This window comes from Nocardia sp. BMG111209 (genome assembly GCF_000381925.1).
GTDB lineage: Bacteria > Actinomycetota > Actinomycetes > Mycobacteriales > Mycobacteriaceae > Nocardia.
The window spans coordinates 450,887-469,482 of record NZ_KB907308.1 but is presented as its reverse complement, the minus strand read 5'-3'; the positions used below and the strand labels follow the sequence as shown (position 1 = coordinate 469,482).

Here is an 18,596-nt window from a genome sequence, read left to right as displayed (position 1 = left end):
TCTGAGCGAGACGATACGACCGGTCCGGCATCGGTGGCGTCGGCGGAACGTGACCTGGGGGCATCTGATCGACACGGTGCGAGGGGCCCGGCGTCGGTGGCGGCAGCGGAGCGTGATCGTGGGGGTGCGTGGCTGACGAGAAGATCACGCGGCCAGGGGATGTCGCGGGATGTGTGGGTGTACGGCACCGCGGTGGCGGCGGCTGCTGTCGTCGGGGTGTTGCTGGCGTCCGGTAGTGGCGCGACTCCGTCGGCGGCGGGTAATGCGTTGTGGGACGGCATGTTCGGGTCGCCGTACAGTTTCGGGAGCGCGCTGAACACGGCGGCGGTGCTGGCGTTGATCGCCACCGGTTTCACCGTCGCGCACCGGGCGGGGCTGGTGAACGTCGGGGCGGAAGGGCAACTGGCGCTGGGGGGTATCGCCGCGACGGCGGTCGGGGTGCATCTGCCCGACTCCGTGCCGCCGGTGGTGGCGGTTCCGGTGGTTCTGCTGGCCGGGTTCGCCGCGGGCGCGCTGTGGGCCGGTATCGCGGCGTGGTTGCGGGTGTGGCGCGGTACCAGTGAGGTGATCACCACGCTGCTGCTGAACTTCGTCGGGCTGGGTCTGGTGTCGCTGGCGGTGCACGAGACCGCGTTGCTGCGGCAGTCGGTCACCTCGGTGGAGACGCTGCCGCAGTCGAAGCCGCTGGCCGTGGGGGCGCGATTGCCGCTGCTGGGGCTGGCGCAGTCTCCGGCGACGATCGCCGTGGTGGTCGCGCTCGTCGCGCTGGTGATCGCCGCGATCGTGGTGCGGCGCACGGCCGTCGGTGTCCGGCTGGCCGCGGTCGGTCATTCCGAGGCGGCCTCCGCGCGGCTCGGGCTGCCGGTCACCCGGCTGCGGGTGGCGGCGCTGGCCACCGCGGGCGGGCTGGCCGGGGTGGCCGGGGCGGGGCTGGTGGCGACCGTGCCGTTCGTGCTGGCCGAGAACTTCACCTCCGGTTACGGTTTCGCGGGTCTGGTGGTGGGACTGCTGGCACGCGGGAGTCTGCTCGCGGTCGGCGGGGTCGCGCTCGGCTTCGGCCTGCTCACCGCCGGTGGCATCAATCTGCAAGTGGCGGCGTCGGTTCCGGCGTCCTCGGTGCAGATCGTGCAGAGCGTACTGATCCTGTGCGTGGCCGCGGCCGTGGTGTTCCGGCAACGCCGGCCCCGTCGCGCTCCGAAGTCGGAGGCGGTGGCATGAGCGCGACCGGAGAACTGCTGGACGGCGGTGTGCGGCTGGCGATTCCGCTGCTGCTGGCCTCCGCGGGCGAACTGGTGAGCGAGCGCGCGGGTGTGCTCAATCTCAGTGTCGAGGGCATGATGCTGGCGGGGGCGTTCGCGGGTGCGGTCGGCGCTCGGGCGAGCGGCAGCCCGGCGGCCGGGGTGCTGTGCGCGCTGCTGGCGGCCGTGCTGACGGCCGCGGTGCAGGCCCTGCTCAGCGTCACGTTGCGATCCGATCAGATCGTCACCGGTATCGCGATCAACGCGCTGGCCCTCGGCGCCACCACCTACGGCGCCCGGCTGTATTTCACTGCGGGACGGTCGGTTCCGGGTTTCGACCGGGTGCCGATTCCGGGGTTGCGCGATATCCCGCTGCTCGGCCGGGCACTGTTCGACCTGACGCCGCTCGGATATCTCGCGCTCGCCCTCGTCGCGCTGCTCGCGGTGCTGTTCTCGCATCGCACCGGGTGGGGTCTCGCGATCACCGCGATCGGCGCGGACGCGGTCACCGCCGATCGCAGCGGCCTGCCGGTCGCCGCGTGGCGGTGGATCGCGGTGCTGCTGGTGGGCGCGACCTCGGGTCTGGCCGGTGCGCATCTGGCGCTGGCCGATGTGCACGCGTTCACCGACAACCTCACCGGCGGCGCGGGTTACCTCGCGGTGGTCGCCGTCATCGCCGGTCGCTGGCGGGCCGGGCCGACGGTGCTGGCCTGCGTGTTCTTCGGACTCGCGGAGGCCCTGCAATTCGCCGCGCCCGCACTCGGCCTGCACCTGCCCACCGCGGTGCTGGTGATGTCCCCGTATCTGCTGGCGGTCCTGGCGGTCAGCGGGCTGGTCGGCGCGAGCCGATCCCCGGCCGCCCTCACCCGTCCCTTCGTCCGAGAGGCCCGGTCCCGATGACCCTCGTCCTGACCAGATCCGATGTGCTGGCGCTGATCAGCCTCCCCGAGGTGATCGCCGCCGTACAGCAGGCGCACGCCGATCTCGCCCGCGGTACCGCGGTGCAGCCCGCACCGACCGCCATGCGGCTGCCCGATTCGGATCCGGCCTTTCTCGTGATGCCCGCGCTCTCCGGTCCCGCCGGGCTGGCCACGGTGAAACTGCTGGCCGACATCCCGGGCAACGGCGATCGTGGCCTGCCGGTGCAGCGTTCGGCGATCCTGGCCCTGTCCGCGGCCGACGGGTCCTGTGCGGCGCTGCTCGACGGCGGCACGGTCACCCGGTTCCGCACCGCGGCCGCGTCCGCGGTGGCGACCGCGGTCCTGGCCCGGCCGGACAGCCGGGTGCTGGGCCTGGTCGGCGCCGGCGGGCTGGCCCACACCCATGTCGCGGCGCTGCGCGCGGTACTGCCGTTCGAGCGGATCGTGGTGTGGAGTCGCACCGCCGCCACCGCGCGCGCGTTCGCGGCCGAAACCGGCGCGGAGCCGGTCGATTCCGCGGAGGAGGTGGTGCGCGCGGCCGATGTGCTGTGCACGCTCACCCCGGCGCGCGAGCCGGTGGTGCGCGGCGCCTGGTTCCCCCCGGGCCTGCACGTCAATGCCGTCGGCGCGCCGCCGCGTCCCGATCATCGCGAGATCGACAGTGACGGAATGCGATTCGCGCGGGTCGTGGTCGACAGCCGGGCCACCGCGCTGACCGAATCCGGCGATGTGCTGATCCCGTTGCGGGAGGGCGCCTTCGGCCCGGAGCACGTCGGCGACGAACTGGGCGAGGTGCTGGTCGGCGCGAAACCCGGTCGCAGCGAGGCGGATCAGGTCACGCTCTACAACTCGCTGGGTGTCGGACTCCAGGATCTGGCCGCCGCCCGGCTGCTCATCGACGCCGCCCGCGACCGCGGGATCGGTACCGAGATCGACCTGATCGGATGACGATGCCACTGCTGCTGCGCAATGCGATCCCGTGGGGTGCGGCCGGACCGGCCGATGTGACGGTCGACTCGGGCCGGATCGCGGCGATCGGCGGACCCGCCCCCGCGGACGCGGAGATCATCGACCTCGCCGGATGTGTGCTGCTGCCCGGCCTCGTCGACGCGCACTGTCATCTCGACAAGACCCTGTGGGGCGGCCCGTGGGTGCCCAACACCGCCGGTCCCCGGCTGACGGACAAGATCGCCTACACCCGGGCCGGTCGCGCCGCGCACGGTGTCCCGTCGGCGGACCGGATCACCGCCCTGTTGCAGCGGATGGCCGCCGCGGGCACCACCCGGGTGCGCACCCACACCGACGTGTCCCCGGAGTTCGGCCTCGACGGCCTGTACGCCGTCCGGGAGGCCGCCGAGCGCACGGCGGATCGGATCACGGTGCAGCAGGTGGCCTTTCCGCAATACGGCCTGCTGATCAACACCGGCACCGCGGAACTGATGGAACGCGCGCTGAGAACCGGTGCGGCACAGGTGGTCGGCGGTATCGACCCGGCCGGTGTCGATCGCGATCCGGTGCGGCACCTGGACACCGTGTTCGGGCTGGCGACCACCTACGACGTGCCGATCGATCTGCACCTGCATGATCGGGGCACGCTGGGCGCCTGGGAATTCGAGCTGATCATCGAGCGCACGCTGACCACCGGCATGCGGCACCGGGTGACGATCGGGCACGGATTCGCCCTCGGCGACGTCGCCGCGGACCGGCAGGACGATCTGATCGCCGGACTGGCCGAGGCCGGGATCGCGCTGGCAACCTGTGCGGCGCACAACGATCCGCTGCTCCCGCTGGACCGGCTGCGCGCCGCGGGCGTCACCGTGGCCGCCGGTAACGACGGTATCCGCGACCTCTGGTCACCCTACGGGGACGGCGACATGCTGCGCCGGGCGCACCGGCTGGCCGAGCGGATGTCCTACTGCTCCGACGCCGAAATCGAAACAGCCCTGACCGCAGCGACTTTCGGTGGCGCGCGGGCACTGCGACTCGACGACTACGGACTGCATCCCGGGGCCGTCGCCGACCTCGTCGCGGTCCCCGCCCGTACCGCCGCCGAGGCCGTCGTGAGCTGCGCGCCGCGGCGAAAGGTGTTGCACGCCGGGCGGATCACCGACGAGGACGCATCCGTCGCCACCCGGTGACATCGCCGAAACGACCCGGAAATCGGGATCCGTCAACTTAATGGCATACCGTTAACTCCTACCGGAAAGCACGATCATGAAGAAACTCGCCGCCGCCGTCCTGACCCTCGCACTCGGCACCACGGTCGCCGCCTGCAGCAGCAACTCCGCCCCGACCGGCGCCGGGGGCGCGTTGAAGGTCGGGGTGATGTTCCCCGGATCGCTGTCCGACGACGGATTCATGCAGTCCGGCTACCAGGGCTACCAGCGCATCGAGCGCACGCTCGCCGGCAAGGTCGCCCTGACGAAGGCCGAACAGGTCGCCACCGCCGACTACCAGCAGACCCTGACCAGGCTGGCCGCCACCTCGCAGCTGGTGGTGTCCTTCGGCGGCCAGACCGACTCGGTGCTGCGGCAGGTCGCACCGGGCTTCCCACAGGTGAAATTCGTCGAGATCGGCGGACCCTCCGACGCGCAGCCGCTGCCCAACCTCGCCTACTACGACCCGGCGCAGGCCGACGGCGGTTACCTCGCCGGCGCCTACGCGGCCCTCACCAGCAAGTCCGGCAAGGTCGCGTTCGTCGGCGGCCAGGAGTTGCCCGCGATCGTCAAGACCGCCAAGGCCTTCGAGGCCGGCGCCAAGCGCGTGAAGCCCGGCGTGACGGTCCTGCCCCCGCAGTACGTCGGCGACTTCAACGACGTCGCCAAGTCGAAGCAGGCCGGGCAGGCCGATGTCGGCGCCGGCGCGGACGCCTTCGGTCAGCAGCTGAACCTCGGCAAACAGGGTCTGGCCCAGGCGGCGAAGGAGGGGAACGCGACCGTGGTGGGCGGGCCGCTGGTCAAGGACTGCGGCTCCGAGCCCGGCATCGGCGGATATGTGAAGGAGGACACCGGCGCCGAACTCGAGTACGCGGTGAACGCCGTGCTCGGCGGCACCTTCACGGCCGCGCAGGTGCCCTTCGGCGTCGCCTCGCCGACCGGCGCGACCGACATCACGGTGTGCACTACGGACCCGCAGATCGTCGCGGTCATCGATCAGGTGAAGAAGGATCTGGCCGCCGGCACCGTGAACCTGGGCGGCTGACCGGGCCGTCCTGTGCGGCGCTCGGCCGGGCCCGCGGCGTAGGTTGAGTGGGTCGCGGGCGGATCGGCCAGGAGGTGGTATGCGGTGGCATCTGCGGGGTGTGGTGCTCCCCGGCGAGGACGTGCGTGACCTCTGGGTACACGACGGACTGATCTCGTTCGAGCCGATCACCGGCGCCGACACGCTGTGCACCGCCGGCTGGATCGTGCCGGGCCTGGTCGACGCGCACTGCCACGTCGGCATCCGCTACGGGGGAGGGCACGAGGACCCCGACGGCGCGGTCGAACAGGCCGAGATCGAACGGGACGCGGGCGCGCTGCTGCTGCGCGACGCCGGATCGCCGATCGACACCCGGTTCATCGACGAGCGCGCGGACCTGCCGCGGATCATCCGCGCCGGGCGGCACATCGCGCGGCCCAGGCGCTACATCCGCGAGCTGGGTATCGAGCTCGACGACGAGCGGGATCTGCCGGCCATCGTCGCCGAGCAGGCGCGCCGCGGCGACGGCTGGGTGAAGATCGTCGGCGACTGGATCGACCGGTCGGCAGGCGATCTCGCGCCGCTGTGGAGCGACGCGATCCTGAAGGAGGCCATCGACGCCGCACACGCCGAGGGTGCCCGGGTCACCGCGCACGTCTTCGGCGAGGACGCGCTGCCGGGCCTGATCACGGCCGGGATCGACTGCCTGGAACACGGCACCGGCCTCACCGACGAGACCGTCGAGCTGATGGTGCGGCACGGCACCGCGCTGGTCCCGACGCTGATCAATATCGAGACCTTCCCGGAGATCGCGGACGGAGCGGGGAAGTTCCCGGTCTACGCCGCGCACATGCGGGATCTGCACCGCCGGGTCCGGGACACGATCGCGAACGCGCACGCGGCCGGGGTGCCGATCTACGCGGGCACCGACGCCGGCGGCGGTATCCGGCACGGCCGGGTCGCCGACGAGATCGAGGCGCTGGCGCATGCGGGCCTGTCGCGCACCGAGGCGCTCGGCGCGGCCTCCTGGCGGGCCCGGGAGTGGCTGGGCCGGCCCGGCGTCGAGCCCGGCGCCCCCGCCGACCTGGTGGTCTACCTCGAGGATCCGCGCCTGGGCCGGGAGGTGCTCGCCGCCCCGGCGTGGGTGATCCTGCGGGGCCGGGTGTACGACCGGCGCGATCCGGTCACCGCGCATCGCTGAACATCCGGTGACCGCGGGGTGATTTCCGGACGCGGGCACCGGTCTGGCAAGATGGACCACCGTCCTCATCGAGGACAGTGTCAGCCCGTCTCCGGTTACGTACCGCGCGGCGGTCACACACTACGCAAAACCGGGCCCGCCCTCGTACGGGTCGCTGAATTGCGCCGTGACCACACCGGCCGTCCTCGCGACGGCCGTCCACCCGAAAGGTTTCAGCTCATGGCTGTCCGCATCAAGCTCACCCGCCTCGGCAAGATCCGCAACCCCCAGTACCGCATCGTGGTCGCCGACGCGCGCACCCGCCGCGACGGCCGGGCCATCGAGTCGGTCGGCAAGTACCACCCGAAGGAGGAGCCCTCGCTGATCGAGGTCGACTCCGAGCGCGTGCAGTACTGGCTGGGCGTCGGCGCGCAGCCGACCGAGCCGGTGAAGCGGCTGCTGGAGATCACCGGCGACTGGCAGAAGTTCAAGGGCCTGCCGGGCGCCGAGGGCACCCTGAAGGTCAAGCCGGCGAAGCCGTCCAAGCTGGACCTGTTCAACGCCGCGCTGGCCGCCGCCGACAACGAGCCGGTCGCCGAGGCCGTGACGCCGAAGAAGAAGGCCGCCAAGAAGGAAGATACCGAGGCGGCGGCCGACGCGACCGGGGCTGCCGAGTAATGAGTGCGGTCGTCGCCGATGCCGTCGAACACCTGGTGCGCGGCATCGTCGCCAATCCCGAGGAAGTCCGCGTCGAGCTGATCACCAGCCGGCGCGGCCGCACGGTCGAGGTGCACGTGCACCCGGACGATCTGGGCAAGGTGATCGGTCGCGGTGGCCGCACCGCGACCGCGTTGCGCACCCTCGTCGCCGGTATCGGCGGGCGGGGTATCCGGGTCGACGTGGTCGACACGGACCAATAGTGGAACTGGTCGTCGGGCGGGTCGCCAAATCGCACGGTGTGCGTGGCGAACTCGTCGTCGAGGTACGCACCGACGAACCCGAGCAGCGCTTCACGCCCGGCACCGTCCTGCGGGGACGGTTGCCGCGCGCGAAAGCCTTGCAGCCCTTCACGATCGAGTCGGCCCGGGAACATTCGGGCCGGCTCCTCGTGTGCCTGCGCGGTATCTCGGATCGGACCGCCGCGGATGCGTTGCGCGGCACGCTGTTCGTGGTCGACTCCGCCGATCTGCCGCCCTCGGCGGATCCGGAGGAGTACTACGACCACGAACTCGAGGGCCTGACCGTGCGCCTCGGCGACGACACGATCGTCGGCACGGTGACCGAGGTCCTGCATTCGGCTGCGGGCGAACTGCTCTCGGTACGCGCGGCCGACGACGGCCGGGAGATCCTGATCCCGTTCGTCACCGCCATCGTGCCGACGGTCTCGATCGCGGACCGGCTGATCGTCATCGATCCACCCACGGGCCTGCTCGACCCGGAAGGCCTGCCGGACAAGGAGTGAGGATGCGCGACGGGGCGCCGGCGCTGCGCATCGACGTGGTGACCATCTTCCCCGAGTACCTCGAGCCGTTGCGAACGGCCTTGCTGGGCAAGGCGATCGACAAGGGCATCGTGGAACTCGGGGTGCACGATCTGCGCCGCTGGACCCACGACGTGCATCAGGCGGTCGACGATTCGCCGTACGGCGGCGGGCCCGGCATGGTCATGAAGCCCACCGTCTGGGGCGACGCGCTGGACGAGGTGTGCCCCGACGACGCCCTGCTGGTCGTGCCCACCCCCGCGGGTGTCCCGTTCACCCAGGTCACCGCGCGGCGCTGGGCCGGTGAGCGGCATCTGGTCTTCGCCTGCGGCCGGTACGAGGGTATCGACCAGCGCGTCTTCGACGACGCCGCGCGCCGGGTGCGGGTCGAGGAGGTCAGCATCGGCGACTACGTGCTCATCGGCGGCGAGGCCGCGGTCCTGGTCATCTCGGAGGCGGTGGTCCGGCTGATTCCGGGGGTGCTCGGCAATCAGCAGTCGCATCGGGAGGATTCGTTCTCGGTCCCGGTGGATTCGGCTGCGGCGCAACCGGATTCGGTGCCCGACGCACTCGGCCTGCTGGAAGGCCCCAGTTACACCCGACCGGTCAGCTGGCGCGGATTGGACGTGCCCGAGATCCTGCTGTCCGGTAATCACGCCAAGGTCGCCGCCTGGCGGCACGAGCAGTCCGTGGCCCGCACCCGCGACCGGCGCCCGGATCTGCTACCGCCGCAATGATTTCCGGTGCGGACCGTCAACAGCGGTCGAAGAACGTGTGCAGCACCCGGGCGCCGAAGCGCACGGCGTCCACCGGCACCCGTTCGTCGACACCGTGGAAGGCGGCCGGGAAGTCGAAATCGTCGGGCAGCCGCAGCGGCGCGAATCCGTAGCAGGCCATGCCGAGCCGGCTGAACTGTTTCGCGTCGGTGCCCGCGGGCAGCAGATAGGGGATCACCCCGCAGCCGGGATCCTCGACGGCGAGGCTCGCCGCCATCGCGGCCGTCAGCGGCGCCGGGAACGGGGTCTCGACGGCGGGCAGCCGGAACACCACCTCACAACGGATATCCGGTCCGACCAGGGCCCGGAATTCGGCCTCGAATTGTTCCTCCAGGCCGGGTACGAAACGGCAGTCGATTTCCGCGGTGGCCTCGCTCGGTATCACATTCGTCTTGTATCCCGCGTCGAGTCTGGTCGGTGAGGCGATATCGCGCAGGGTCGCGCCGACCATTCGTTCCAGCGGAGCGACGGTTTTCAGCAATGGCGCCGGATCGGCCGGATCGAATGTCTCCCCGAGTTCCGCCGCGAGCGCCTCGAAAAACATTCGAGTGGTCGGGGTGAGGCGGATCGGGAATCGGTGCCGGCCGATCCGCCGCACCGCGTCGGCCAATTCGGTGACGCTGTTGCGCGGATTCAACATGGAGCCGTGCCCGGCGACGCCGGTGGCGGTGAGGCGGAACCAGAGCACCCCTTTCTCCGCGGTTTCCACCACGTACAGTCGGCGGCCGCTCGGCAGCTGCGCGGAATATCCACCCACCTCGCCGATCGCCTCGGTGCAGCCGTCGAACAGGTCCGGGCGGTTGTCGACCAGCCAGCGCGCGCCGAGGTGGCCGCCGCCCTCCTCGTCCGCGAGGAAGGCCAGCACGACATCGCGGGCCGGCGGCAGCCCGGCCCGGATCCGGGCCCGGACCACCGCCAGCATCTGGGCCGCGAAGTACTTCATGTCCACCGCGCCCCGGCCCCAGAGGTAGCCGTCGGCGATCTCGCCACCGAACGGGTGGTACCGCCAGACCGCTGCTTCGGCGGGCACCACGTCGGTGTGGGCGTGCACGAGCAGCGCGGTCCGGTCCGGCGCGGTCCCCTCCCACCGCGCCACGACCGAGGTCCGGCCCCGGCGCGGCTCGAACAGCTCGGTGCCGAGGCCGACCTCGGCGAGCCGTTCGGCGATGTACTCGGCGGCCCGCCGTTCCCCGGGCCCGCTGTCGTCGCCGTGGTTCGTGGTATCGATGCGCATCAGATCGCGGCAGAAGACGACGGCCTCGTCGGCGGCCGTATCGATTCCGGTCATGATGAAACCCTCTCGGCGCGCGGGGAATTCAGTGGCCTTCCGGGGCCGGGGCGGCCGTCCGCAGCGGTTCGGCGGCCTCGGGCCGCTCGGCGGCGGCCGTCCCCGGCCCGGCCGGTGCGACGGCCTCCAGCGCGACCCCGGTCGTGCGCGGTCCCAGCGCGAGTACGTCGACGATCAGCACCCCCAGCGCCACCGCGACGATGCCGAATACGAATCCGGGACCGTGCGCGGACAACGCCGGGATCAGGATGTAGGGCAGGGCCGCGGTGGTCAGCCGGCTGAGCGAATACGCGGCGCCGGCGCCGGTCGCGCGCACGGCGGTCGGGTACAGCTCGCCGAGGTAGGTGTGGTAGCCGTTCGAGTAGATGTTGCCGATCACGGTGAACGCGAACCCCCAGCCCACGATCGCGGCCGGCGACCCGGCGAAACCGAACAGCAGTCCGGTCACCGCCATTCCGGTGGCGGTGACCGCGATCAGCACCTTCCGCTCGACCCGCTCCACGATCGGCAGCGAGAGCAGGGAACCGACCGGATAGCCGATATAGGTCAGCGCCAGGAAGGTCAGCGAACTCACGATCGAATAGCCCTTGGCCGCCAGCACCAGGGTCGCGATGGTGCCGAAACCGTAGTAGCCGAACGCCGATCCGACGTTCATCACCCAGGCCATCGCCGTGCGGCGGGCATAACCGGTGGCGAACAGCACGCGCAACGGCAGGCGTTGCGGATCGGCCACGGACTCGCGCGCCGGTTCCGGCAGGCGGTGGCCCGTGCGACGCGCGGTGTCCTCCCAACGGGACACGATCGCCTCCGCCTCGGCGTCCCGGCCGGTCGCCGCCAGCCAGCGCGGCGATTCGGGCAGGATCCGCCGCAGGACCCAGACGCCCAGCGCACCGAGCGCGCCGAGGAAGAACATCCACCGCCAGCCGTGGACGCCGAACGGCGCCAGCGGGACCAGCCAGCGGGCCAGGAATCCCGCGGCGGGCACGCCGAGCAGCCCGATCGTGTAGGCGACCGCGATGTACCGGCCGCGCACCCGGGCGGGCAGCAGATCGGAGAGATAGGTGTCGGCGAGGGCGAGTTCGGCGCCGAGCCCCATCCCGGCCAGAAAGCGCGCCACCACCAACAGTTCGACATTCGGCGACAGGCCGCCGATCAGCGAGAACACCGAGTAGGCGCCGAGGTTGAGCAGGAATGCCCGGCGCCGGCCCAGCCGATCGGCGACCCGGCCGAGCAGGATCGCACCCAGGAACTGCCCGACGAACGCGCTGGCGAGCACCGCCTTCAGTGCGTCCGCGCCGAGGTGGAACTCGTTCTTCAATACCGTCGACAGGGTGCCGGCCAGGAAGACCTCGTAGGTGTCGAAGAACAGCCCCAGCCCGACGCACACCACCGCCACGCGGTGCAGGCGGGTGATCGGCATGCGGTCCATCCGGGCGGCGATCGACGGCGGGTGACCGCCGGTGGCGGAACGGGTGTCCGGCATTCGGGTCCACCTTTCGTGACCGGTGAATCCGATTCACCGGATGTCGGTTCTGTAAATTCTGTCGAAATATCCGCCGGTCGCCGGATGCCCGGATGACCGCGAATGGTCCCGGATAGATGATGAGGGCAGGAAGGCGAATCACCGCGAAATCGAAGAATTGCGCCGCGCACGGGGGTCGTGATGGACGAAAGTGATCAGCTCGACGAAATCGAGTACGCCTTGCTCAATGCGCTGCAGATCGCGCCGCGGGCCTCGTGGAAACTGATCGGCGAGGTCATCGGCGTCAGCCCCGTGACCGCGGCGCGGCGCTGGGAACGGCTGCTGCGGCAGGGGCACGCGTGGGTGACCGCGTACTGCGCGTCTCCGCTGATGCGGACCATGCCCTATGCCCTGGTCACCGTCACCTGTACGGCGGGCGGGGTGGCGCAGGCCGCCGAGGCGTTGCTCGACGATCCGCACGCGGTCACCGTCTCGCACACCGTCGGCGTCGCCGATCTGGTGGTGGCCGTGTGGGTTTCGGATCCGAACATGCTGTCGCGCTACCTGATGGCCCGGCTGAACCGGATACCCGGCGTGCTGACCAGCCGGGTGTCGGTCGCCACCGAGATGTTCGCGGAGGGCGGCCACTGGCGGCTGCGGGCACTGGACCGCACCCAGCAGCGGGCCCTGACCGCGCGGCGCGGCCCGCACCGGCCGCCGCGGTCCGCCCCGGCGGCGCTGTCACCGGCCGATCGTGAACTGGTGCTGGCGCTCGGCGCGGACGGCCGCGCCTCCTACGACGAGATCGCCGCGCGCGCCCGGATCAGCACGACCACCGTGCGCCGGCGGCTGCATCGGCAACTGAGCGACGGCACGCTCACGGTCCGCTGTGAACTGTCGCACGCCGCGGCCGGTCATCCGGTCCAGGCGCTGCTGTGGATCGATGTGCCACCCGCCGAACTCGATTCCGTGGCAAGGGAATTGGCGGCGTTACCGCAGACCAGGATGTGCGCCTCGGTGATCGGCGCCAGTAATCTGGTGCTGACGGTCTGGCTCGGTGCGGTGGCCGAACTGCATCCGCTGGAGGTGCGGCTGACCGAGCGGATGCCGGTCATCCGCATTGCCCAGCGCCTGCTGACCCTGCGGCATCTGAAGTTGATGGGCCGGGTACTCGACGAGCGCGGCCGCGCCGAACGCGCGGTGCCGATGGACATCTGGGGTGATCCGGAATCGTTCGGCGCCCCGGCCGCCGCGCCGCGGATCGCGTGGTGACGACCGGGCGGCCGGTACGCGGCCGGATTGTGGCTGTTCACATACCATATTTCGCGCGCACCCCCGGAAAAGGGTGCGGCTGTGCCGATTCGGCGCGGGGCTGTGGCCGGTTGTCGGGCGGCGGCGGTAGTGTCTGCGGCGTGACGACAGCACCCGAATCCGTCAGCACAGAGACCGCCCCCACCGGCGCCCCCACCGCCGCGCCGCTCGCCCCGGTGCGCCTAGCCAGCGTCGGCCGTCGCATCGCCGACGAGCTGAACGTGCGTGAGGAGCAGGTGCGCGCCGCGGTGGAGTTGCTCGACGGCGGGTCGACCGTGCCGTTCATCGCCCGATACCGCAAGGAGGTCACCGGCGCCCTCGACGACGCCCAGCTGCGCCTGCTGGAGGAGCGCCTGAACTACCTGCGCGAGCTCGACGAGCGCCGCAACTCGATCCTCGAGTCCATCCGCGGCCAGGGCAAGCTGGACGAGGCACTGCAGCAGCAGATCATGCTCGCCGAGACCAAGGCCCGGCTCGAGGACATCTACCTGCCGTACAAGCCGAAGCGGCGCACCAAGGCGCAGATCGCCCGCGAGGCCGGTCACGAGCCGGTCGCCGACGCGTTGCTGAGCGATCCGGCCACCGATCCGGCCGGTTACACCGCCGAGCAGCTCGACGGCGCCCGCGCCATCCTGGTCGAGCGCTTCGCCGAGGACGCCGATCTGGTCGGCGAGCTGCGCGAGCTCATGTGGAACAAGGGGCAGATCACCTCCCGGGTGCGCCCGGGCAAGGAGGAGGCCGGCGCCAAGTTCGCCGACTACTTCGAGTTCGGTGAGCCGTTCACCAAGCTGCCCTCGCACCGCATCCTGGCGCTGCTGCGCGGTGAGAAGGAGGAGGCGCTCACCCTGCACCTCGAGGCCGACACAGAGGAGCCGCAGGAGGGCGAGCGCACGATCTACGAGGGCCGCATCGCGCTGAAGTTCGACATCGCCGACCGCGGCCGCGCCGCCGACACCTGGCTGCTCGACACCGTGCGCTGGGCCTGGCGGACCAAGCTCCAGGTCAGCCTCGGCATCGATGTGCGCATGCGGCTGCGGCAGTCCGCCGAGAAGGACGCCGTCGACGTGTTCGCCACCAACCTGCGCGACCTGCTCCTGGCCGCGCCGGCCGGCACCCGCGCCACGATGGGCCTGGACCCGGGCTACCGCACCGGCGTCAAGGTGGCCGTGGTCGACGGCACCGGCAAGGTCGTCGCCACCGACACCATCTACCCGCACAAGCCGCACGGCCAGACCGAGAAGTCGCTGGCGGTGCTCGGCGCGCTGGTCGCCCGGTTCGGCGTCGAGCTGATCGCCATCGGCAACGGCACCGCCTCCCGCGAGACCGACGCGCTGGCCACGGAACTCATCTCGCGCATCCCGGACAAGAAGCCCACCAAGGTCGTGGTCTCCGAGGCCGGGGCCTCGGTGTACTCGGCCTCCGCCTACGCCTCCGCCGAACTGCCCGAGCTGGACGTGTCGCTGCGTGGCGCGGTGTCGATCGCCCGCCGCCTGCAGGACCCGTTGGCGGAGCTGGTGAAGATCGAGCCGAAATCCATCGGCGTCGGCCAGTATCAGCACGATGTGTCGGAGTCGCTGCTGGCCCGTTCGCTGGGCGCGGTCGTCGAGGACGCGGTGAACGCCGTCGGCGTCGACGTGAACACCGCTTCGGTGCCACTGCTGTCCCGGGTGTCGGGTGTGTCCTCGTCGGTCGCGGAAAGCATTGTGACGCACCGTGATCAGAACGGCCCGTTCCGCAGCCGCGACGGCCTGAAGCAGGTGCCGCGGCTCGGCCCCAAGGCGTTCGAGCAGTGTGCCGGCTTCCTCCGCATCCGCGGCGGCGACGACCCGCTGGACAGCTCCGCGGTGCACCCGGAGGCGTATCCGGTGGTCCGCCGCATCCTCGACGGCACCGGCAGCGGTGTGGCCGAGCTCATCGGCAACACCACCGTGCTGCGGGCGCTGCGCCCGGCCGAATTCACCGACGACAAGTTCGGTGTCCCCACGGTCACCGACATCATCGCCGAATTGGAGAAGCCCGGCCGCGACCCGCGTCCCGAGTTCAAGACCGCCGAATTCGCCGCCGGTATCGAGAAGGTCGGCGACCTGAAGCCCGGCATGGTGCTGGAGGGCGTGGTCACCAACGTCGCGGCCTTCGGCGCCTTCGTCGACATCGGCGTCCACCAGGACGGTCTGGTGCACGTCTCCGCGATGTCGCACAACTTCGTCCGCGATCCCCGCGAGGTCGTGAAGTCCGGCGACGTGGTGAAGGTCAAGGTCCTCGAGGTCGACGTGGCCCGCCAGCGCATCGGCCTGACCCTGCGTCTCGACGACGATCCGGCCGCAGGTAAGCCGGAGAAGGGCGACGGCCGCGGCGCCGGTCAGCGCGGCGGCGGCAACCGCCAGGGCGGCGGCCAGAACCGCGGCAATCAGAACCGCGGCGGCAACCAGAGCCGCAACAACTCCCAGCGCCGCAACGCCCCCGAACCCACCGGCTCGATGGCGGATGCCTTGCGCCGTGCGGGTTTCGGGAAGTAGACCGGGCTCGGTAGCTCGGTAGCTCGGTAGCTCGGTAGCTCGGTAGCTCGGTAGCTCGGTAGCTCGGTAGCTCGCCGAGGCCGCGACGTGGGTCTATCGGCTCGCGTCCGGCCTCGGCTGCGCGCCGCGTCGTGTTCGGCTTCGGCCGCGCCTCGGTCGTGTCCTGCTTGGCCGCGTGTCCGGCTGGGCCACGCACTCCAGCGTGTGGGTACCGCCCAGAGTGGTCGATACATCGGGTCCGCCCGGCATTTTGGTACTACTGTTGGTAGTAGTTTGTCCGGGAGGGGTGTGATCGAATGTCTGCCCAGCGGGTTCGGCGGGTGTCGCCGTCATCCACGGCGGTCGGCGACGGAACACCGTCCGCCGACTACGTTTCGGCTTTCGAGCTCGACCCGCACGGCACCCGGAGAACCGCCGAGCATTGGGCGCGTTCGGTATTCGAGCACGCGCCGGCCGTGATGCGGATCCTGCTCGTGCTCGGGTGGCGCCTGGTGCTCGGATTGCGCCTGGGCCCCCGTCCGGCGACCGGGTTCGTCCTCGGCTGGCACATCGCGAGCGCCGAGCCGGAAATCCTTGTGCTCGAATCACATTCGCCGTTCCTCACGGCCCGCAACATCGTGGCGGCGAGTGACTCCACCGTCACCTGGACCACGCTGGTGCGGTTCGATCGCCGGATCGCTCGTCCCGTCTGGAATATCGTGCGGCCCGTCCACGAACTAGCGATCCCGTATCTGCTCCGCCGCGCCGCCGGACGGGCGTGACCACTGCGACGTGCGCGAATTGGGGCGGGGTTGGGGTAGGTGTTACGAAGGAGAGGGACAATCGGCGGGGGAGAGGTTCGGGCACGGGGAACTCGACGGTGAGTCCGTGCTGATCGGGAGACTGTGGGGTTATGGCAGGGTTGCGGCGGTGGCTCGACGAGTCCGTGATCGCGGACGGACGCCTGCCGTTGCTGTGCTTCCTGCTGGGATTCATCGGGGCGTTCCTGCTGATCCGGCTCAGCGTCCGGTTGATCCGGAAACGGGTGCGGTGGTGGCCCGGCAATGTGCGGGCCGGAGACGTGCACGTCCACCACATGGTGTTCGGGGTGGTGCTGGTGCTGGTGTCCGGCATCGGGCTGGTGACGCTGTACCAGAGCACCGTGGGGACGGTCAGCGCGCTGGCGGCGATGTTCGGGCTGGGTGCGGCCCTGGTGCTGGACGAGTTCGCCCTCATCTACTACCTGCGCGACGTCTACTGGGAGGAGCAGGGCCGGACCTCGGTGGACGCGGTGTTCGTGGCGCTCGCGGTCACCGGGCTGCTGTTGCTCGGCTTCCATCCGCTGTGGTTGCTGGATCTCGGTGACATCCGGCACGACGGAAGTGCCGCCGGCCGGGTCTTCCTCGCCATCTTCTCGTTCGTGAACCTGGCGCTGGCGGCGATCGTCATCGCCAAGGGCAAGATCTGGACCGGACTGTTCGGCATGTTCTTCCTGCCGCTGCTGGTCGTGGGCGCGCTGCGGCTGGCCCGGCCGGGCTCGCCGTGGGCCCGCTGGCGCTACGCCGGCCGGCCGAAGCTCATGCAGCGCGCGGTCCGGCGCGAGCGCCGATACCGGCGGCCGGTCATCCGGGTGAAGATCTTCGTGCAGGATCTGATCGCGGGGAAACCGGACGTCGCACATGTGCGGCGGGCCACGGAGGAGGAGTTGGCCCGGACGGTACTGCCCGCCCCGCCGGCCCCGCACGACGGCGGCCTGTTCCATCGGCGCGAACCAGACCCCGTCTCCGGCCGGTCGGGCGGCTGAGCAGCCCCGATTTTTCCGGCCGCGGACGCGTCTGGCACAATACTCGGGTTGCCCTGGGTGGAGTATGCCCAGCGCACCGCCCATGTCCGGAGCATGAACCGGCCGAGCAGTTGCCGCCAGGTTCCTCTGTTCACGCGAACTTTCCAAAGGACGGAAATGAACACCCTCGACTTCGTCGACGAATCGTCGCTGCGCAGCGACATCCCGGAATTCCGCCCGGGTGACACGGTCAACGTGCATGTGAAGGTCATCGAAGGCAACAAGGAGCGCATCCAGGTCTTCAAGGGCGTCGTCATCCGGCGTCAGGGTGGCGGCATCCGCGAGACCTTCTCGGTCCGCAAGGTGTCCTTCGGTGTCGGTGTCGAGCGCACCTTCCCCGTGCACAGCCCGAACATCGACCACATCGATGTCGTGACCCGCGGCGATGTGCGCCGCGCCAAGCTGTACTACCTGCGCGATCTGCGCGGCAAGGCCGCCAAGATCAAGGAAAAGCGCTGACCCGAAAGTCGGCGCGGCGGCCTCGGCCGCGGCGAACCCCCGGTCCATCGGACCGGGGGTTTTTGTTTTCCGCCCCTGTGAGCCGGGGCGGCGGCGCTCAGGTAAGCGGGATAACCTGTTCGGCGTGGCAGACGAAAGCGGGTCGGTGACGGTGTCCGGAGCGGATGGCGAACGTGGGAGAAATGCCGGACCGCGGCGGGCACGGGCGAAGAAGGTGAAGAAGCAGCGCCCGTTCTGGCAGGAGTTGCCGATTCTGATCGTCATCGCCGCGGTGATCGCGGCGCTGGTGGTGACCTTCATCGGCCGCCCGTATGTGATTCCCTCGCAGTCGATGGAACCCACGCTGCACGGTTGTGCCGGCTGTACCGGCGACCGCATCTACGTCGAGAAGATCAGCTACGACTTCGGCGATCCGAAGCCCGGCGATGTGGTGGTTTTCGTCGGCCCGAGCAATTCCTGGAACAAGGCGTATCGCTCCAACCGGTCGAGCAATGTCGCGGTGCGGGGTATCCAGAACTTCTTCTCCTTCTTCGGCCTGGTGCCACCGGACGAGAACGACCTGGTCAAGCGCGTGATCGCGGTCGGTGGTCAGACCGTGCAGTGCTGCGATGCGCAGGGCCGCGTCCTCGTCGACGGCAAACCGCTCGACGAGCCGTACGCACGCTACCTCTACCCGTATCAGCCGGGTCTGGCATACGGCGTCAAGTCGGCCGCCGCCAGCGGTGTGCTGATCAATCCGGCCGGCCGGGAATTCGGGCCCATCAAGGTGCCCGACGGCAATATCTGGGTGATGGGCGACAACCGCAACGAATCGGCCGATTCGCGGGCCCACATCGACGACGAATTCTCGGGTACGGTGCCGGTCAAGGACATTCGCGGCAAGGCCGTGTTCAAGATCTGGCCGCCGGGGCGGATCGGCCCGGTGCGGTCGCAGAATCCCCAGTCGCACTGACCGCGAACGGTC

General features: G+C 70.4%; 18 protein-coding genes. 16 read left to right on the top strand and 2 right to left on the bottom strand.

What is annotated here, in order from left to right; all coding sequences use genetic code 11:
* The first annotated feature begins 159 nt into the window (after positions 1-159).
* From G361_RS0125705 to trmD, 10 genes are all read left to right on the top strand, one after another.
* Positions 160-1,218 (top strand): ABC transporter permease, encoded by a 1,059-nt coding sequence (locus G361_RS0125705; protein WP_019929992.1) that lies wholly within the window; start codon positions 160-162, stop codon positions 1,216-1,218.
* A complete protein-coding gene (locus G361_RS0125700) occupies positions 1,215-2,138 on the top strand; it encodes an ABC transporter permease (protein WP_019929991.1) in 924 nt (307 codons plus the stop codon). Before G361_RS0125705 ends, G361_RS0125700 begins: the two co-directional genes overlap by 4 nt.
* Positions 2,135-3,106: an ornithine cyclodeaminase family protein gene (locus tag G361_RS0125695; protein ID WP_019929990.1), complete on the top strand. Its 972-nt coding sequence runs from the start codon at positions 2,135-2,137 to the stop codon at positions 3,104-3,106. The genes G361_RS0125700 and G361_RS0125695 overlap by 4 nt, the downstream gene beginning before the upstream one ends.
* Positions 3,103-4,296: an amidohydrolase gene (locus tag G361_RS0125690; RefSeq protein WP_019929989.1), complete on the top strand. Its 1,194-nt coding sequence runs from the start codon at positions 3,103-3,105 to the stop codon at positions 4,294-4,296. The genes G361_RS0125695 and G361_RS0125690 overlap by 4 nt, the downstream gene beginning before the upstream one ends.
* 76 nt (positions 4,297-4,372) lie before the next feature.
* A complete protein-coding gene (locus G361_RS0125685) occupies positions 4,373-5,359 on the top strand; it encodes a BMP family protein (protein WP_019929988.1) in 987 nt (328 codons plus the stop codon).
* Positions 5,360-5,438: 79 nt separating this feature from the next.
* On the top strand, positions 5,439-6,539 hold the full coding sequence (locus G361_RS0125680) for an amidohydrolase family protein (RefSeq protein ID WP_019929987.1): 1,101 nt from the start codon (positions 5,439-5,441) through the stop codon (positions 6,537-6,539).
* Between the two features lie 219 nt (positions 6,540-6,758).
* Positions 6,759-7,196, top strand: coding sequence for a 30S ribosomal protein S16 (gene rpsP / locus G361_RS0125675; protein WP_019929986.1), 438 nt, complete (start codon positions 6,759-6,761; stop codon positions 7,194-7,196).
* Positions 7,196-7,438, top strand: a complete 243-nt coding sequence (locus G361_RS0125670; RefSeq protein WP_019929985.1) for an RNA-binding protein — start codon at positions 7,196-7,198, stop codon at positions 7,436-7,438. Before rpsP ends, G361_RS0125670 begins: the two co-directional genes overlap by 1 nt.
* Complete coding sequence (gene rimM / locus G361_RS0125665; RefSeq protein ID WP_019929984.1) at positions 7,438-7,980, top strand: ribosome maturation factor RimM; 543 nt, start codon at positions 7,438-7,440, stop codon at positions 7,978-7,980. The genes G361_RS0125670 and rimM overlap by 1 nt, the downstream gene beginning before the upstream one ends.
* Before the next feature lie 23 nt (positions 7,981-8,003).
* Positions 8,004-8,735 carry a tRNA (guanosine(37)-N1)-methyltransferase TrmD gene (trmD, locus tag G361_RS0125660; protein WP_026343511.1) on the top strand — a complete coding sequence of 244 codons (732 nt, stop codon included), beginning with the start codon at positions 8,004-8,006 and terminating at the stop codon, positions 8,733-8,735.
* A gap of 16 nt (positions 8,736-8,751) precedes the next feature.
* On the opposite strand, the gene G361_RS0125655 is transcribed toward trmD, so the two are convergent.
* Together G361_RS0125655 and G361_RS0125650 are read right to left on the bottom strand one after the other, a co-directional pair.
* A complete protein-coding gene (locus G361_RS0125655) occupies positions 8,752-10,062 on the bottom strand; it encodes a M20/M25/M40 family metallo-hydrolase (RefSeq protein ID WP_019929982.1) in 1,311 nt (436 codons plus the stop codon).
* Positions 10,063-10,090: 28 nt separating this feature from the next.
* Positions 10,091-11,545 (bottom strand): MFS transporter, encoded by a 1,455-nt coding sequence (locus G361_RS0125650; protein WP_019929981.1) that lies wholly within the window; start codon positions 11,543-11,545, stop codon positions 10,091-10,093.
* Between the two features lie 180 nt (positions 11,546-11,725).
* Here G361_RS0125650 and G361_RS44880 point away from each other — a divergent pair, with 180 nt between their 5' ends.
* The 6 genes from G361_RS44880 (at position 11,726) to lepB (ending at position 18,584) form a co-directional block, all read left to right on the top strand.
* Complete coding sequence (locus tag G361_RS44880; RefSeq protein ID WP_019929980.1) at positions 11,726-12,796, top strand: Lrp/AsnC family transcriptional regulator; 1,071 nt, start codon at positions 11,726-11,728, stop codon at positions 12,794-12,796.
* 215 nt (positions 12,797-13,011) lie between these two features.
* On the top strand, positions 13,012-15,351 hold the full coding sequence (locus tag G361_RS0125640) for a Tex family protein (protein WP_026343510.1): 2,340 nt from the start codon (positions 13,012-13,014) through the stop codon (positions 15,349-15,351).
* 296 nt (positions 15,352-15,647) lie between these two features.
* On the top strand, positions 15,648-16,112 hold the full coding sequence (locus G361_RS0125635; RefSeq protein WP_036495518.1) for a DUF2867 domain-containing protein: 465 nt from the start codon (positions 15,648-15,650) through the stop codon (positions 16,110-16,112).
* Positions 16,113-16,243: 131 nt separating this feature from the next.
* Positions 16,244-17,134 carry a hypothetical protein gene (locus G361_RS0125630; protein WP_019929977.1) on the top strand — a complete coding sequence of 297 codons (891 nt, stop codon included), beginning with the start codon at positions 16,244-16,246 and terminating at the stop codon, positions 17,132-17,134.
* Positions 17,135-17,290: 156 nt separating this feature from the next.
* Positions 17,291-17,632 carry a 50S ribosomal protein L19 gene (rplS, locus tag G361_RS0125625; RefSeq protein ID WP_019929976.1) on the top strand — a complete coding sequence of 114 codons (342 nt, stop codon included), beginning with the start codon at positions 17,291-17,293 and terminating at the stop codon, positions 17,630-17,632.
* A gap of 124 nt (positions 17,633-17,756) precedes the next feature.
* Entirely contained in the window at positions 17,757-18,584 is an 828-nt protein-coding gene (gene lepB, locus G361_RS0125620; protein ID WP_026343509.1) for a signal peptidase I, read from the top strand.
* The last annotated feature ends 12 nt before the right edge of the window (positions 18,585-18,596 follow it).

Coding starts and splice junctions, on each gene's coding strand:
- G361_RS0125650 (WP_019929981.1), bottom strand. CDS start 11,545: ATGCCGGACACCCGTTCCGCCACCGGCGGTCACCCGCCGTCGATCGCC.
- G361_RS0125695 (WP_019929990.1), top strand. CDS start 2,135: ATGACCCTCGTCCTGACCAGATCCGATGTGCTGGCGCTGATCAGCCTC.
- G361_RS0125685 (WP_019929988.1), top strand. CDS start 4,373: ATGAAGAAACTCGCCGCCGCCGTCCTGACCCTCGCACTCGGCACCACG.
- G361_RS0125670 (WP_019929985.1), top strand. CDS start 7,196: ATGAGTGCGGTCGTCGCCGATGCCGTCGAACACCTGGTGCGCGGCATC.
- G361_RS0125690 (WP_019929989.1), top strand. CDS start 3,103: ATGACGATGCCACTGCTGCTGCGCAATGCGATCCCGTGGGGTGCGGCC.
- G361_RS0125680 (WP_019929987.1), top strand. CDS start 5,439: ATGCGGTGGCATCTGCGGGGTGTGGTGCTCCCCGGCGAGGACGTGCGT.
- rplS (WP_019929976.1), top strand. CDS start 17,291: ATGAACACCCTCGACTTCGTCGACGAATCGTCGCTGCGCAGCGACATC.
- G361_RS0125700 (WP_019929991.1), top strand. CDS start 1,215: ATGAGCGCGACCGGAGAACTGCTGGACGGCGGTGTGCGGCTGGCGATT.
- G361_RS44880 (WP_019929980.1), top strand. CDS start 11,726: ATGGACGAAAGTGATCAGCTCGACGAAATCGAGTACGCCTTGCTCAAT.
- rpsP (WP_019929986.1), top strand. CDS start 6,759: ATGGCTGTCCGCATCAAGCTCACCCGCCTCGGCAAGATCCGCAACCCC.
- G361_RS0125655 (WP_019929982.1), bottom strand. CDS start 10,062: ATGACCGGAATCGATACGGCCGCCGACGAGGCCGTCGTCTTCTGCCGC.
- G361_RS0125635 (WP_036495518.1), top strand. CDS start 15,648: ATGTCTGCCCAGCGGGTTCGGCGGGTGTCGCCGTCATCCACGGCGGTC.
- G361_RS0125705 (WP_019929992.1), top strand. CDS start 160: ATGTCGCGGGATGTGTGGGTGTACGGCACCGCGGTGGCGGCGGCTGCT.
- G361_RS0125630 (WP_019929977.1), top strand. CDS start 16,244: ATGGCAGGGTTGCGGCGGTGGCTCGACGAGTCCGTGATCGCGGACGGA.